Consider the following 13835-nt stretch of genomic DNA (forward strand, 5'->3'; position numbering starts at 1 on the left):
TCGCCTACTCTTCTCCGTTTACCCTTGTGCGAGACATTTCATGCCCAATAACGATCGCCTGCTGGTGCAGATTCTGCTCCTGGTGTTGTTCGGTGCCAGCTTCTGGGTGATGGCGCCTTTCTGGTCGGCGCTGTTCTGGGGCGCGGTGCTGGCCTTTGCCAGCTGGCCGCTGATGCGTTTGCTGACCCGCTGGCTCAATGGCCGCGAGTCCCTGGCGGCGGCCCTGTTGACCCTGGGCTGGATGGTTCTGGTGGCGGCGCCGCTGGTCTGGCTCGGGCTCAACCTGGCGGATCACGTGCGCGATGCCACGGCCTTTATCAAGGATGTGCAGGTGGACGGCCTGCCCGAGGCTCCCGCCTGGCTGGGCAGCCTGCCTTTGGTAGGGGAGCGTCTGGTCGGGCTGTGGAACAGCATCGATCAACAGGGCGCGGCGCTGATGCTGGCCGTCAAGCCGTATCTGGGGCAGGTGGGCAACTGGCTGCTGGCCCGCAGTGCACAGATCGGCGGCGGTATTCTCGAACTGACCCTGAGCATCGTCTTCGTGTTTTTCTTCTACCGTGACGGTCCGCGCCTGGCATTGTTCGTACACAAGCTGCTGGAGCGGTTGATCGGCGATCGGGCCGGCTACTACATCGATCTGGTCGCCGGCACCGTGCAACGGGTGGTCAACGGGGTGATCGGCACCGCTGCGGCCCAGGGCCTGCTGGCGCTGATCGGCTTTCTGATTGCCGGGGTGCCAGGGGCGCTGGTGCTGGGGATCGTCACCTTCCTGCTCAGCCTGATTCCCATGGGGCCGCCCCTGGTGTGGATTCCGGCCACGGCCTGGCTGGCCTGGAAGGGCGAATACGGCATGGCGGTGTTTCTGGGGATCTGGGGCACTTTCATCATCAGCGGCGTCGACAACGTGCTCAAACCCTACCTGATCAGTCGCGGTGGCAACCTGCCCCTGGTGATTGTGCTGCTCGGGGTGTTCGGCGGCCTGATCGCCTTCGGCTTTATCGGTCTGTTTATCGGTCCGACCCTGCTGGCGGTGGCCTACAGCCTGCTGCTGGACTGGAGCGCCAGTCAGGCCCGGACCCAGGAGCCGCGCTGAGCCGCGGCTTGCCGCTCGACAGGGGAGCGGCAAGCACCCATCAGGCGGCGACGTTGACGCTGTTGCCGACGCTGCTGGCAGGGTTCAGCTGATACTGCTTGCTGAGGTTGGCGATCATCTTGCCCAGGGCTTCGGTCAGGTTGGCCTGCGGGTTCTGAGTCTCGCTGTCCTGGTTGCGTCCGGCCTGCAGCGCAGCCTTGAGCTCATCGCTGCTGATGCCGCCGCTGCTGTCGCTGTCGAGTATTTTCAGCAATGCCGAACTGCTGTCGTTGCTGGCCGAGTTCTTGTCGCCGGACTGCAGGGCGCTGCTCAGTTCGTCGGCACTGATGCTGCCGTTGCCGTCGCTGTCGAGCTGGCCGAACAGTTGCTCGCCGGAGAGCTGTTGCGGGGGCGGTGGAGGCGGCGTCAGGCTGGCGGCCAGTTCGTCTGCACTGACGTTGCCATCCTGATTCTTGTCCAGGGCCGAGAAGAGCTGCTTGCTGTCGGCGCTGCTACCGGCGCTGCTCAAGCCGCTGCTCAGTTCGTCACTGTTGATGACGCCGTCGCCGTCACTGTCCAGAGCGCTGAGCAGGGCGTCCGCCAGTTCGGTGCCGGGTGCCTGGCCGTGATGCGCCGGTGGCGCCATGGCGGCCATTTCATCGCTGCTCAGGCTGGCGTTGCCATCGCTGTCCAGTTCGCTGAAGTTCTTGCTCAGGCTGACCAGGACACCCTTGTCGCCCTTGTTCGACAGAGCGTTGTTCAGCTCGTCCTGGTTCACCTCGCCGTCGCCGTTGCTATCGAGCCTGGCGAACAGGTCCTTCTGCAATTGTTGGCCGCGGCTGGTGCTGGAGGCACTGCTGCTGGAGCTGTAATAGCTCGAATAGTTGCTGCTGACGCTACCTATCATTGGACTCGCTCCTTGGGATGAATGGATCCGGTGGAGGCACCGGCTCATGCAGCCTCAAGGCTGGAGTTGTCCTGGGTATGGGCGCTTTGTACCCGTGGCTACACAAGGGACTCAGGGGCGGGGCAGGCGCAGCACCGCGGTCAGGCCGCCGCCGGGAGTCTCTTCCAGCAGCAACTGGCCGCCCATGCGCTCTGCCGCTTCGCGGGCGATGGTCATGCCCAGGCCGACGCCGCCGGAGTTGCGGTTGCGTGAGCCTTCGAGGCGGAAGAAGGGTTCGAACACGGCCTCGCGTTTGTCGGCGGCGATGCCGGGACCATGGTCGATGACCCGGATCAGCAACTGATCCCGATGGTCTTCCAGGGCCAGAGTGGCATGGCCGGCGTAGCGCAGGGCGTTGTCCAGCAGGTTGTTGATGCACGACTGCAGGGCCATGGGCTGGACCAGCAGCGGGGCGCAATGGCCCTGGGCCTGGGCATCGGCGCCCTGGTCCTGGGCGTTCTCGCACAGCGACTCCACCAGCGCCTGCACGTCCATCCATTGCTCGGCCTCGCTGGTGCGCTGTTCATGCAGGTAGCTGAGGGTGGCGTCGAGCATCTTGATCATGTCGTCCAGGTCCTGGCGCATCTGCCCCTGCAGCTTGCTGTCCTCGATCTGTTCCAGGCGCAGCTTCAGGCGTGACAGCGGTGTGCGCAGATCATGGGACACGGCGCCGAGCATGCGCCCGCGTTGTTGGACCTGTTCCCGTATGCGTTTCTGCATCTGGTTGAAGGCGCTGGCGGCCTGTCGTGCTTCCCGCGGGCCGACCTCTTCCAGGGGCGGGCTGTCGAGGTTTTCGCTCAGGCGTTCGGCGGCGTCGCTCAGGCGCTGGATCGGCCGCGAGAGCAGCTTGGCGCCGTACCAGGCGGCAATGACCAGGGAGATCAGCTGGAAGGTCAGAGGCACTAAAGGTCCGCCGAACCAGGGGCGTGGCGGACGTTGCGGGAAGTACGGCGGCGGCCCAGGAGGGCTATTGCCGAGGGCCACCGGCGGCGGTGGCGGTGGAGGGGGCGGCGGCGGGTGTCCGTAATGGTGGAACCAGAAAAACGCCAGAAGGTGGGCGAGCACGATCGCGATCAGCAGGAGGCCAAACAGCCGGCCGAACAGCGTATCGAAGCGCCCGCGCATCAGCCGATGTCTCGTGCGTCGAACAGGTAGCCTTCGCCACGCACGGTCTTGATCAGTTGCGGCGATTTCGGGTCGTCCCCGAGCTTCTGCCGCAGGCGCGACACCAGCAGGTCGATACTGCGATCGAAGGCCTCGATGGAGCGGCCCCGGGCCGCGTCCAGCAGTTGTTCGCGACTCAGCACCCGGCGCGGGCGTTCAATGAATACCCAGAGCAGGCGGAACTCGGCGTTGGACAGCGGCACCACCAGCCCGTCGGCGGAGATCAGCTGGCGCAGGACGCTGTTCAGGCGCCAGTTGTCGAAGCGGATATTGGCCCGCTGTTCGCTGCGATCGTCGCGGACCCGGCGCAGGATGGTCTGGATCCGCGCCACCAGCTCCCGCGGTTCGAAGGGCTTGGCCATGTAGTCGTCGGCCCCCAGTTCGAGGCCGATGATGCGGTCGGTGGGCTCGCAGCGGGCGGTGAGCATGAGGATCGGAATGTCCGATTCGCTACGCAACCAGCGGCACAGGGACAGGCCGTCTTCACCGGGCAGCATCAGGTCGAGCACCACCACGTCGAAGTGCTCGGCCTGCAAGGCCTGGCGCATTGCTGCACCGTCGGTGACACCGCTGGCGTGGATGTTGAAGCGCGCCAGATAGTCGATCAGCAGTTCGCGGATCGGCACGTCGTCATCGACGATCAGGGCCCGAGTGTTCCAGCGCTTGTCGTCGCCATTGGCCACGGCTTTGGAGTCGTCGTTCAGAGGGGCTGGAGTGTTATGCATGGGTGCGTTCATCTGCCAGGTAGGCTGCCGGCCATCAGGAGGCGACGGCGAGGTTATGGCTTCAGCATAGGCGTCCGGCCCGGGGGCAGGAAGTGCTGTTCGAGGGTGTTGCGGCTGGCGAGGGTAGCGCCGGGTATTGTTGCTGGCGTGTCGTCAGTGTATCTGCGTTGATACAAATGCCGGGCGGCCCGCGGATTTGCCGGCGGATCGAAGATCCCTGGCACCGTTGAGGAGGATTTACCTCTGATCGGGTCCCGGATCGTCCCGGCTTGCGCTACAATCCGCGCCGATTTCGACTTGCCTGAGAGCCCCTTCATGTCCGCCTGCCAGACTCCTATCATCGTCGCCCTGGATTTTCCCACCCGTGACGCCGCACTGAAACTGGCCGATCAACTGGACCCGAAACTGTGCCGGGTCAAAGTCGGCAAGGAGCTGTTCACCAGCTGCGCCGCCGAGATTGTCGGGACCCTGCGCGACAAGGGTTTCGAAGTGTTCCTGGACCTGAAGTTCCACGACATTCCCAACACCACCGCCATGGCGGTCAAGGCCGCCGCGGAAATGGGCGTGTGGATGGTCAATGTGCACTGCTCCGGCGGCCTGCGCATGATGGCTGCCTGCCGCGATGTGCTGGACCAGCGCAGTGGTCCCAAGCCGCTGCTGATCGGCGTCACCGTGCTCACCAGCATGGAGCGTGAAGACCTGGCCGGCATCGGCCTGGACATCGAGCCCCAGGAGCAGGTGCTGCGCCTGGCCGCGCTGGCGCAGAAAGCCGGGATGGACGGCCTGGTGTGCTCGGCCCTGGAAGCCCAGGCCCTGAAGAGCGCCCATCCGACCCTGCAACTGGTGACGCCGGGGATTCGTCCGGCGGGCAGTGCCCAGGATGACCAGCGGCGGATCCTCACTCCGCGCCAGGCCCTGGATGCCGGTTCCGATTACCTTGTGATCGGTCGTCCCATCAGCCAGGCGGCCGACCCGGCCAAGGCCCTGGCTGACGTGGTCGCCGAACTGGCCCTGTAACACCCGGGCCTGCAGGAGCCGGCCAGCCGGCTCCCGCAGGTTCAGACTTTCAGCACCAGCTTGCCGAAGTTCTCGCCGCTGAACAGCTTGCCCAGCGTCTCCGGGAAAGTCTCCAGGCCTTCGACAATATCCTCCTTGCTCTTGAGCTGCCCCTTGGCCATCCAGCCGGCCATTTCCTGCCCGGCCGCGGCGAACTGCGCGGCGTAGTCCATGACCACGAAACCTTCCATGCGCGCCCGGTTGACCAGCAGCGACAGGTAGTTGGCCGGTCCCTTGACCGCTTCCTTGTTGTTGTACTGGCTGATGGCGCCACAGATCACCACCCGCGCCTTGACGTTCAGGCGGCTGAGCACGGCATCGAGGATGTCGCCGCCGACGTTGTCGAAATACACATCGACGCCTTTCGGGCATTCGCGCTTGAGCCCGGCGTTGACGTCTTCGCTCTTGTAGTCGATGGCGCCGTCAAAGCCCAGTTCGTCGATGAGGAACTTGCATTTGTCCTGGCCGCCGGCAATGCCCACCACGCGACAGCCTTTGATCTTGGCGATCTGCCCGGCAATGCTGCCCACCGCGCCAGCGGCGCCGGACAGCACCACGGTGTCGCCGGCCTTGGGCGCGCCGACGTCCAGCAGGGCGAAGTAGGCGGTCATGCCGGTCATGCCCAGGGCCGACAGGTAGCGTGGCAGAGGGGCCAGCTTGGGGTCGACCTTGTAGAAGCCACGGGGCTCGCCGAGGAAGTAGTCCTGCACCCCGAGGGCGCCATTGACGTAGTCGCCGACGGCGAATCCGGGGTTGTTGGAGGCAATCACCTGGCCCACGCCCAGGGCGCGCATGACTTCGCCGATGGCCACCGGCGCAATATAGGACTTGCCCTCGTTCATCCAGCCGCGCATGGCCGGGTCCAGGGACAGGTATTCATTCTTCACCAGGATCTGCCCGGCGGCGGGCTCGCCCACGGCTACCTGCTGGTAGGTGAAGGTGTCGCGGGTAGCCGGGCCGACGGGGCGTTTGGCGAGCAGGAACTGGCGATTGGTCAGGCTGGTCATGGCAGGCACTCAAGGGGTGGATGAAGCCCTAGTTGATAGACCCTCAGGTGGGTTGTCGCAAGGTTTGCCGATTCAGCGAATGGGTGTCGATCCAGTGTGGTGATGAACGCCCCGGCATTTTCATCACCAGGATGCATAAGACCTCAACCGGCCTTCTGATAATGCTGACGCCGACCGGGACGGCTATGGCTAGATGGGCCCCACAGCTGACCCGTATCTGAACGAGGATCTTTGCAATGAGCATGACGTTTTCCGGCCAGGTGGCCCTGGTGACCGGCGCGGCCAATGGAATCGGCCGGGCGACGGCCCTGGCGTTTGCCGCTGAAGGCTTGCAGGTGGTGGTGGCGGATCTGGACGTGGCCGGGGGCGAAGGCACCGTGGCGCTGATCCGCGCGGCGGGAGGCGAGGCGGTGTTCGTGCCCTGCAACGTCACCCAGGAAGCGGATGTACAGCAGCTGATGGCCCGTACCCTCGAGGCTTATGGCCGTCTGGACTATGCCTTCAACAACGCCGGGATCGAGATCGAGAAGGGCCGCCTGGCAGAGGGCAGCCTGGACGAGTTCGACGCCATCATGGGGGTCAACGTCAAGGGCGTCTGGCTGTGCATGAAGTACCAGCTGCCGTTGCTGCTGGCCCAGGGCGGCGGGGCCATCGTCAATACCGCCTCGGTGGCGGGCCTGGGCGCGGCGCCGAAAATGAGCATCTATGCGGCGTCCAAGCATGCGGTGATCGGCCTGACCAAATCGGCGGCCATCGAGTACGCCAAGAAAAAGATCCGGGTCAACGCGGTCTGTCCGGCGGTCATCGACACCGACATGTTCCGTCGGGCCTATGAAGCGGATCCGAAGAAGGCCGAGTTCGCCGCGGCGATGCACCCGGTGGGGCGTATCGGCAAGGTCGAGGAAATCGCCAGCGCCGTGCTTTACCTGTGCAGCGATGGCGCGGCCTTCACCACCGGTCATGCGCTGGCGGTGGATGGTGGTGCCACCGCGATCTGAGCCCTCGGCCGGCCCCCCGGCGCCTGTCGCCGCGGGGGCTGGATGGAATCGACCTCCAGTGTCCTGAAAACGACCTCCGCGTAGCTTTTTGCCATTATTCCGGCTGTGAAGACTTGTGCGTCGGTGCACGCCGTTGCGACCCTTCGCACAGACGGATGGCCCTATGGCCATTGGGGATTGGAAGGGGACTGCGCACCATGACTTCGGCCGCGAGTGGACGTTTTGCCAACCTGGGCATGGCAAAGAAACTGGGTATCGGTTTTGCCCTGGTGTTGCTCTTGACGGCCCTGGTGGCCGGCATTGGCGTCTGGTCGCTGCAGACCATCAGCCAGCGCTTCGATGGCCTCAAGCAGATGTCCCAGCTCAACAGTGGCGTGCTCAAGGTGCGGCTGCTGGAGCAGGACTACGCCCTGCATGGCGACAGCCAGACCGTGGACAGCCTGCACGAGAGCCTGGAGGGGCTGTTGCGGCTGGCCCAGCAGCTCAAGGGGCAGTCGGCGGCCAACCAGACGGCGATGGCCGATGTCGAGTTGGCGCTGGCGGACTATCGCAAGGCCTTCGACGAATTCGTCGAGCTGACCCAGGCCAAGGACCTGGCTCTGGAAATGGCCAGTTGGTCGGTGTCCAGCGTGGCCAACAACCTTGACGTACTGCAGGCCGGGCTGGCGGATGACGGCGCCTACACCCTCAAGGATTCCCAGGGCAAGGAGGGTGCGGAGTTCATCGAGCAGGCCAACCAGATCAGCCAGGTTTCACGCCTGATGCTGCAGGCCATGAACGAAGCGCGGTTGCGCCTGGACCAGAACCGCAAGGGCGATGAGCAGGCCAGTGCCGAGCAGGGCAAGATCGAACAGGCCGAGCAGGCGCTGGCTCAGGCCGAACAGCTGAAGACCGCCGTCAAGGATGCGGGTTACCAGACGGTGCTCAACGAGGTGTCGGGGCACATCGGCAACTTCAGTGAAAAACTCAACGAATACACCGGTCTGCTGACTCAGGAAAAACAGGTCTATCAGACGCTGCATGAGCGCGCGGCCCAGGTGATGGCGCGGGTCGACCAGGCCTATGTCGCCCAGGACCTGGCGATGCAGGGCGAGCTGGACAAGAACTCCTTGCTGATCATCGGCTCCTCGGCCCTGGCCCTGCTGGTGGGGCTGTTGGCGGCCCTGAGCATCACGCGCCTGATCGTGCGGCCGCTGCGCAGCGTGATGCATGTGGCTCAGCAGATCGCTGCCGGGGACCTGACGGCCAGCGTGGCGGTGACCCGGCGGGACGAGATCGGCCAGTTGATGCAGGCGATGCAGCAGATGGGCAGCGGCCTGAGCGGTATCGTCAGCGGCCTGCAGGCCGGGATCGAGCAACTGGCCAGTTCGGCCCAGTCGCTGTCCTCGGTGACCGAGCAGACCAACCTGGAAGTCAGCAGCCAGAAAGAGGAAACCGAGCAAGTGGCCACCGCCATGAATCAGATGACCGCCACGGTGCACGATGTGGCGCGTAACGCCGAGGAAGCCGCCCAGGCGGCCCAGGCTGCGGATGACAAGGTCGAGAGCGGGCAACAGGTGGTGCGCCAGAGCATGCAGCGGATCGAGCAGTTGGCGGACTCCGCGACCCGGGCCAGCAGCGGCATCGAAAGCCTGAGCGCCGAGATCGACAACATCGGTAGTGTGCTGGATGTGATCAAGAGCGTGGCCGAGCAGACCAACCTGCTGGCCCTCAATGCCGCCATCGAGGCAGCCAGGGCGGGGGAGCAGGGCAGGGGCTTTGCCGTGGTGGCCGACGAAGTGCGGGCCCTGGCCAAGCGGACCCAGCAATCCACCGAGGAGATCGCGCGCCTGGTGACGGCGTTGCATGCCGCCGCCGATTCTTCGGTGCAGCAGATCCAGAGCAGTGGCGAGCTGGTGAAGCTGGCGGTCAGTGATGCCCTGCAGACGGAGAGCGCCCTGGGCAGCATTGCCGCGGCGGTGTCGTTGATCCAGCAGATGAACCAGCAGATCGCCGCCGCCGCCGAGCAGCAGAGTTCGGTGGCGGAGGAGATCAACCGCAGCGTGACCAGCATTCGTGCCAGTGCCGATCAGTCGTCACTGGCCATGCAGGGCAATGCCGCGTCGAGCATCGAGCTGGCGCAGTTGGGGGTGGAATTGAAAGGGATGGTGGGGCATTTCCGCTTGTAGCGGCGGGGAGGGCGTAGCGCTATCGAACCCTTGTCCGGCGCGGGTGCGCCGGACAAGGGTTTTTTATTTCAGTCGTAGATGGCTTTCTTTTTCCAGTCGGCGTCGGCTTCCACGGTCTTCAGACCCTGGGTCAGCTCGTTGACCTCATCTTCCGCCGGCTCCAGGGTCGACAGCACCATGGAGTTGGCGCGAACCAGGAGCTTGTCCAGGTATTCCAGCTGTTCCTTGTAGACCGCCGGATCCGGTTGCTTGCGCAGGTATTGCACGCCGCGTTCGAAGGCCAGGCGGGCCTGGCCCGGCTGGTTCTGTTGCAGGGCGTACTGCCCCAGGTTGTTGAAGAACTCGATGTGCAGCAGCACCAGGATGTGGCGGATTTCCTTGATCCAGCGCTTGGCCTCATTGGGTTGCAGGAAACCGTCGTGGGCGGCACGGGTGACCTGGCCGTGCATCGCCTCCAGCAGGAAGCGCACATCCTTGGCCTTGGCTTCGGTCTGGATGGGGGCCGGCGGGTTGTTCACCGGAATCGATTCGCCCTGGCCAATCAGGGTGTTGAGCTCGGCCTGGCGTGCCTTGAGCGCGTTGTCGGTCTTGTCGAGACTGAGCATGCGCTGCACCACGTTCAGCTCCAGGCGGGTCAGCAGCAGTTTGAGGGCCGGGGTCATGAACTGGCCGGGGAAGGTTTCGGTGATCTCGCCGCAGCGGCGCAGGCGGTCATTGAGTTCGACCTTGGTGCGGGCCTTTTCCAGTTTGTTGTTTTCCACCACATGGTTCATGTAGCCAATGGCGATCAATAGTGCGATCCCGGCTATTACCAGCAGGGTGATCATGAGTGGTGTCACCGTTAAAACCTCGTTATAGGATTCGCGTGCGAGTGTAGTGGCTTGGCATTTAGGCGCATAGCGCCGCTCGACGAGCCGGGCATGGCGGGTACTGCTTATATAGATGGCAATGGTCCGGGCAGCACCTCGGGTTCAAATTGCCATTACCGGCTGCGGAGGACTATAACGCCTTGTCGAGTGACAGAATATAGGCGTCAAAGCCTGGACCACAGAAAACCCCGCAGCGGGTCTGAAACTGCCCCGAAGTCATTGATTTAAATAAAATTATATCTGGGGGTTGACGGCCTCCCAAAGCATCCATAGAATGCGCGCCACTTTCAACGGAAAGCAAAGCGCGAAACGTTGAAGGCAGTGAATGTTGTAGCGTGTCCCCTTCGTCTAGTGGCCTAGGACACCGCCCTTTCACGGCGGTAACAGGGGTTCGAGTCCCCTAGGGGACGCCAATGCGGGAATAGCTCAGTTGGTAGAGCACGACCTTGCCAAGGTCGGGGTCGCGAGTTCGAGTCTCGTTTCCCGCTCCAATTTTAAACGGCACTGCTTTCGGGCGGGGCCGAGTGAAACCAGAACCGAAGTCTTAGGACCAGGGTCTGGACACCGAAACACACACCATGTGTTCCGGGTAGCGTGTCCCCTTCGTCTAGTGGCCTAGGACACCGCCCTTTCACGGCGGTAACAGGGGTTCGAGTCCCCTAGGGGACGCCATTTGCGGGAATAGCTCAGTTGGTAGAGCACGACCTTGCCAAGGTCGGGGTCGCGAGTTCGAGTCTCGTTTCCCGCTCCAAATTCACAAAAACGCCGCTCATCGAGCGGCGTTTTTGTTTGTCCGCGATTCAGCCCTTCGTCCTGCCCTGGACAAAAAAAGGCCCGCCAGTCAGACGACTGTGCGGGCCTTTGTCTTGGGGCGCTTACAGCGACAGCAATAGGCGTCCGGCGAACAGCAGCAGGATCAGTCCCATGCAGCGCTCGAACCAGTGCCCCAGGCGCATGAACAGCAGGCGCACCCGGGCGCTGGAAAAGAACAGCGCGACGATCACGAACCACAAAGCGTTGACCAGGCACATCCAGGCCCCATACGCCGCCTGAATGCCCAGCGGCGTGGTGGCGCTGACCAGGGTGGTGAAGATCGCCAGGAAAAACAGGGTCGCCTTGGGGTTGGTGGCGTTGGTCAGGAATCCGGTGGTAAAGGCCCGCAGCAGGGTCTGTTGTGGTTCATCCTGCGCGGTTTCGCCCGGGATCGCGGTCTTGGCCTTGCTGCGCAACAGGCTGACACCCAGGTACAGAATGTAGGCGGCGCCCAGCAGTTTGGCGGCGCTCAGCAGCCAGGGCGTCGCGTGCATCAAGGCGCCGACTCCCAGCAGGGTGTAGAGCACATGCACCGAAATGCCGGCGCCGATCCCCAGGGCGGTGCAGACCCCGGTCATCCGGCCGAAGCGCACGCTCTGGCGGATGGTGACGGCAAAGTCCGGCCCCGGGGCGACCACGGCGAGGAAGTGAACCAGGGCCAGGGCGAGAAACTCGCCAAGATAATTGGACAGCATGCTGACTCCGCAAAGCAGTTTGGAGGGGGGGAGGGCGCGGGCGTTTTCAGTCGAGGCTGTAGCTGACCGAGAGAATGCCTTTCTTCTGCGAGACCGAGTCGATGCTCACCCGTCCCAGTTGTTGCAGGTGCTGGACATGGGTGCCACCGCAACCATAGGCGGGCAGCGGGCCAAACCCGACCTGGCGGGTTCCGGCCGCCAGGGAAATATGTCGGGGTAAATCCTCGCCAATCCATTGTTCGAGGGCGTTTTGCACCCTGGCGCAGTCGATTTCCCCAGGTTGTTCGCCCGGTTTGAATGAGACCCGGCCCTCTCCCGGCCAGTGATGGGCCTTGATCGGCGTCCAGCCCTGGCTTTGCACAAAGTGGCCGATCAGGTGCCCGGCCGAATGCATGCGGCTGTTGAACAGGCGCTGCGGCTCATCCACGCGAGCTGCGTGGCTTCCCGGTGTCAGAGGCTGGTTCAGGTAATGCACGATCTGCTCATCTTCCTGGGCGACCCGCAGCACCTGCGCCGCGCCGATCCAGCCGGTGTCGCTGGGCTGGCCGCCGCCCTGGGGGTGAAAGGGCGTGGCATGCAAGGTTGCGGCAAACAGCCCGTCCCGGGGGAGGCAGCTCAGCAGTTCGACCTGAGCGGTCAGCAGGTCATGTTCGTAGTACAGGCGAAGCGTCATTTCTCAAACCCTGAATCCAAATGATTTTTTATTATGGGGCCTGGGTAATTGCGTGATAATCCGTTCAAAACTCAATGGACTATTGCGTCATGAGCATAAATCTACCGCTGCCATTACTGGCGGAAATGGCCATCTTCGTCAGGGTGGTGGAAACCGGCAGCTTCTCCGAAGCCGCGCGCCAGTTGGGGTCCTCGCCGTCTGCCGTCAGTCGCAGCATTTCGCGCCTGGAGAAGGCCCTGGCCACCCGCCTGCTGCAACGCACCACCCGCAAGTTGCGCTTGAGCGACGGCGGCGAAGAGGTGTTCAAGCGTTGCAGCGAAATGGTCAGCGCGGCCCGTTCGGTCATGGAGATCAGTGGTCAGTTCACCCATGAGGCCGAAGGCGTGGTGCGAGTCAGCGTGCCCAAGGCGGTGGGACGATTCGTGGTGCATCCCCATATGCCGGAGTTTCTGCGGCGCTACCCGAAGGTGGATGTCGAACTGCTGCATGAAGACAGGGATATCGACCTGATCGAAGACAATGTCGACCTGGCGATCCGCATCACCGATCGCCCGCCGCCGGGCTTGATCGGGCGCCAGTTGTTGCGCATCGATCACCTGCTGTGTGCCACCCCGCAGTATCTGGCGGAACATGGCACGCCGTTGCACCCACAGGATCTGCGTCAGCACAGTTGCATCTATCTCGGGGAGACCCCCAGCGACGCCCGCTGGAAATTCACCCAGGGCGGCAAGGCGGTGACTGTCGGTGTGCGCGGGCGTTACGCCGCCAACCACACCGGTGTGCGCCTGGACGCGGTGCTGCAGCATCTGGGCATCGGCAGCCTGCCGTATTTCACCGCGCGTCATGCCCTGGAGCAGGGACTGATCGTCCAGGTGCTGCCGGAGTGGACCTTTCTTGCCTCCTACCACGGCGGGGCCTGGCTCCTGCATTCGCCGACCCGCTACTTGCCGCCCAAGCTGCGGGTGTTCATCGACTATCTGGTGGAGTGCCTGGCCAGGGAGCCGACCCTGCACCGCCCCGGCAAGGGCGAACGCATCTTGTAGGCGCTGGCTTGCCAGCGAAGGTGTCTCTGAGGGCGATGCAAGACCCAAGGGCCTCTTCGCCGGCAAGCCGGCTCCTACGAGGACGACGCGCTAAGGCGGGCACAAAAAAGGCCCGCCGGACGAACCGGGCGGGCCTTGGCTGCGCGAGGCGCGGCGATCAGTGCTTGCTGTCCTGGGCGGAGAGCGCCAGCAGCTGTTTTTCCTGGTTCCAGTCGAAGGGCTCGTCGTTCTGCTCGGCTTCGAAGCGGCGTTCTTCCAGGGCCTGGTACAGGTCGATTTCTTCATCGGGCATGTAGTGCAGGCAGTCGCCGGCGAAGAACCACAGCAGGTCGCGAGGTACCAGGTGAGCGATCTGCGGATAGCGCTGCATGATCTGGCACAGCAGGTCCTGGCCCAGGTACTGGCTTTCGATCGGGTCGATCGGCAGCGAGGCGCGCAGTTCGTCGAAGCGCTCCAGGAACAGCGCATGGCTTTCCTCGGGAACCTGTTCGGCTTCTCCCACCGCCACCAGGATGCTGCGCAGGTGGTCCAGGAGGACGAGATGATCGGCGACGACGTTGGACATGACAGGGTCCTCAAGAGCAAAACGGGCGCGGGAGTATATAG

General features: G+C 63.8%; 13 protein-coding genes, 4 tRNA genes and 1 pseudogene. 10 read left to right on the plus strand and 8 right to left on the minus strand.

Annotation, left to right across the window (positions count from 1 at the left end):
- Positions 1 to 40 precede the first annotated feature (40 nt).
- Entirely contained in the window at positions 41 to 1093 is a 1053-nt protein-coding gene (locus tag POS17_RS08750) for an AI-2E family transporter (RefSeq protein ID WP_060838209.1), read from the plus strand.
- A gap of 40 nt (positions 1094 to 1133) precedes the next feature.
- Here the strand turns inward: POS17_RS08750 and xopAW are convergent, their stop codons facing one another.
- The 3 genes from xopAW to POS17_RS08765 form a co-directional block, all read right to left on the minus strand.
- Positions 1134 to 1979: a XopAW family type III secretion system calcium-binding effector gene (gene xopAW / locus POS17_RS08755; protein ID WP_060838210.1), complete on the minus strand. Its 846-nt coding sequence runs from the start codon at positions 1977 to 1979 to the stop codon at positions 1134 to 1136.
- Between the two features lie 111 nt (positions 1980 to 2090).
- Entirely contained in the window at positions 2091 to 3143 is a 1053-nt protein-coding gene (locus POS17_RS08760) for a sensor histidine kinase (RefSeq protein ID WP_060838211.1), read from the minus strand.
- Positions 3143 to 3907: a response regulator gene (locus POS17_RS08765; protein WP_047302778.1), complete on the minus strand. Its 765-nt coding sequence runs from the start codon at positions 3905 to 3907 to the stop codon at positions 3143 to 3145. Before POS17_RS08765 ends, POS17_RS08760 begins: the two co-directional genes overlap by 1 nt.
- A 315-nt stretch (positions 3908 to 4222) precedes the next feature.
- Between POS17_RS08765 and pyrF the strand changes: the two genes are divergently transcribed.
- On the plus strand, positions 4223 to 4924 hold the full coding sequence (gene pyrF / locus POS17_RS08770; RefSeq protein WP_060838212.1) for an orotidine-5'-phosphate decarboxylase: 702 nt from the start codon (positions 4223 to 4225) through the stop codon (positions 4922 to 4924).
- A 41-nt stretch (positions 4925 to 4965) separates the two neighbouring features.
- Here the strand turns inward: pyrF and POS17_RS08775 are convergent, their stop codons facing one another.
- Positions 4966 to 5970, minus strand: coding sequence for an NADP-dependent oxidoreductase (locus POS17_RS08775; protein ID WP_060838213.1), 1005 nt, complete (start codon positions 5968 to 5970; stop codon positions 4966 to 4968).
- A 236-nt stretch (positions 5971 to 6206) separates the two neighbouring features.
- On the opposite strand from POS17_RS08775, the gene POS17_RS08780 reads away from it, so the two are divergent.
- The 3 genes and pseudogenes from POS17_RS08780 to POS17_RS32645 all read left to right on the plus strand — a co-directional run bounded on the left by POS17_RS08780 (position 6207) and on the right by POS17_RS32645 (position 9136).
- On the plus strand, positions 6207 to 6968 hold the full coding sequence (locus tag POS17_RS08780; protein WP_060838214.1) for an SDR family oxidoreductase: 762 nt from the start codon (positions 6207 to 6209) through the stop codon (positions 6966 to 6968).
- 1082 nt (positions 6969 to 8050) lie between these two features.
- Positions 8051 to 8275 (plus strand): annotated as a pseudogene (locus tag POS17_RS32640) (HAMP domain-containing protein); the annotation flags it as partial.
- Positions 8273 to 9136: a methyl-accepting chemotaxis protein gene (locus POS17_RS32645; protein ID WP_430523208.1), complete on the plus strand. Its 864-nt coding sequence runs from the start codon at positions 8273 to 8275 to the stop codon at positions 9134 to 9136. The pseudogene POS17_RS32640 and the gene POS17_RS32645, both read left to right, overlap by 3 nt.
- A gap of 68 nt (positions 9137 to 9204) precedes the next feature.
- Here POS17_RS32645 and POS17_RS08790 read toward each other — a convergent pair whose 3' ends face one another.
- Complete coding sequence (locus tag POS17_RS08790) at positions 9205 to 9975, minus strand: hypothetical protein (protein ID WP_016968251.1); 771 nt, start codon at positions 9973 to 9975, stop codon at positions 9205 to 9207.
- Between the two features lie 367 nt (positions 9976 to 10342).
- On the opposite strand from POS17_RS08790, the gene POS17_RS08795 reads away from it, so the two are divergent.
- The 4 genes from POS17_RS08795 to POS17_RS08810 all read left to right on the plus strand — a co-directional run bounded on the left by POS17_RS08795 (position 10343) and on the right by POS17_RS08810 (position 10756).
- Positions 10343 to 10418, plus strand: a tRNA-Glu gene (locus POS17_RS08795).
- A gap of 2 nt (positions 10419 to 10420) precedes the next feature.
- Positions 10421 to 10496 (plus strand) — tRNA-Gly (locus POS17_RS08800).
- A gap of 105 nt (positions 10497 to 10601) precedes the next feature.
- Positions 10602 to 10677 (plus strand) — tRNA-Glu (locus POS17_RS08805).
- Positions 10678 to 10680: 3 nt separating this feature from the next.
- Positions 10681 to 10756 (plus strand) — tRNA-Gly (locus tag POS17_RS08810).
- 124 nt (positions 10757 to 10880) lie between these two features.
- Here the strand turns inward: POS17_RS08810 and POS17_RS08815 are convergent.
- Positions 10881 to 11513 (minus strand): LysE family translocator, encoded by a 633-nt coding sequence (locus POS17_RS08815; protein WP_060838216.1) that lies wholly within the window; start codon positions 11511 to 11513, stop codon positions 10881 to 10883.
- A 46-nt stretch (positions 11514 to 11559) separates the two neighbouring features.
- A complete protein-coding gene (locus POS17_RS08820; RefSeq protein WP_060838217.1) occupies positions 11560 to 12186 on the minus strand; it encodes a hypothetical protein in 627 nt (208 codons plus the stop codon).
- A gap of 89 nt (positions 12187 to 12275) precedes the next feature.
- On the opposite strand from POS17_RS08820, the gene POS17_RS08825 reads away from it, so the two are divergent.
- Positions 12276 to 13229, plus strand: coding sequence for a LysR family transcriptional regulator (locus POS17_RS08825; RefSeq protein WP_060838218.1), 954 nt, complete (start codon positions 12276 to 12278; stop codon positions 13227 to 13229).
- Positions 13230 to 13386: 157 nt separating this feature from the next.
- On the opposite strand, the gene POS17_RS08830 is transcribed toward POS17_RS08825, so the two are convergent.
- The gene (locus POS17_RS08830) at positions 13387 to 13794 is read right to left on the minus strand and encodes a PA2817 family protein (protein WP_016968255.1); all 408 of its coding nucleotides are present in this window, start codon (positions 13792 to 13794) and stop codon (positions 13387 to 13389) included.
- Positions 13795 to 13835 lie beyond the last annotated feature (41 nt).

The organism is Pseudomonas sp. Os17, from assembly GCF_001547895.1.
Lineage (GTDB): Bacteria > Pseudomonadota > Gammaproteobacteria > Pseudomonadales > Pseudomonadaceae > Aquipseudomonas.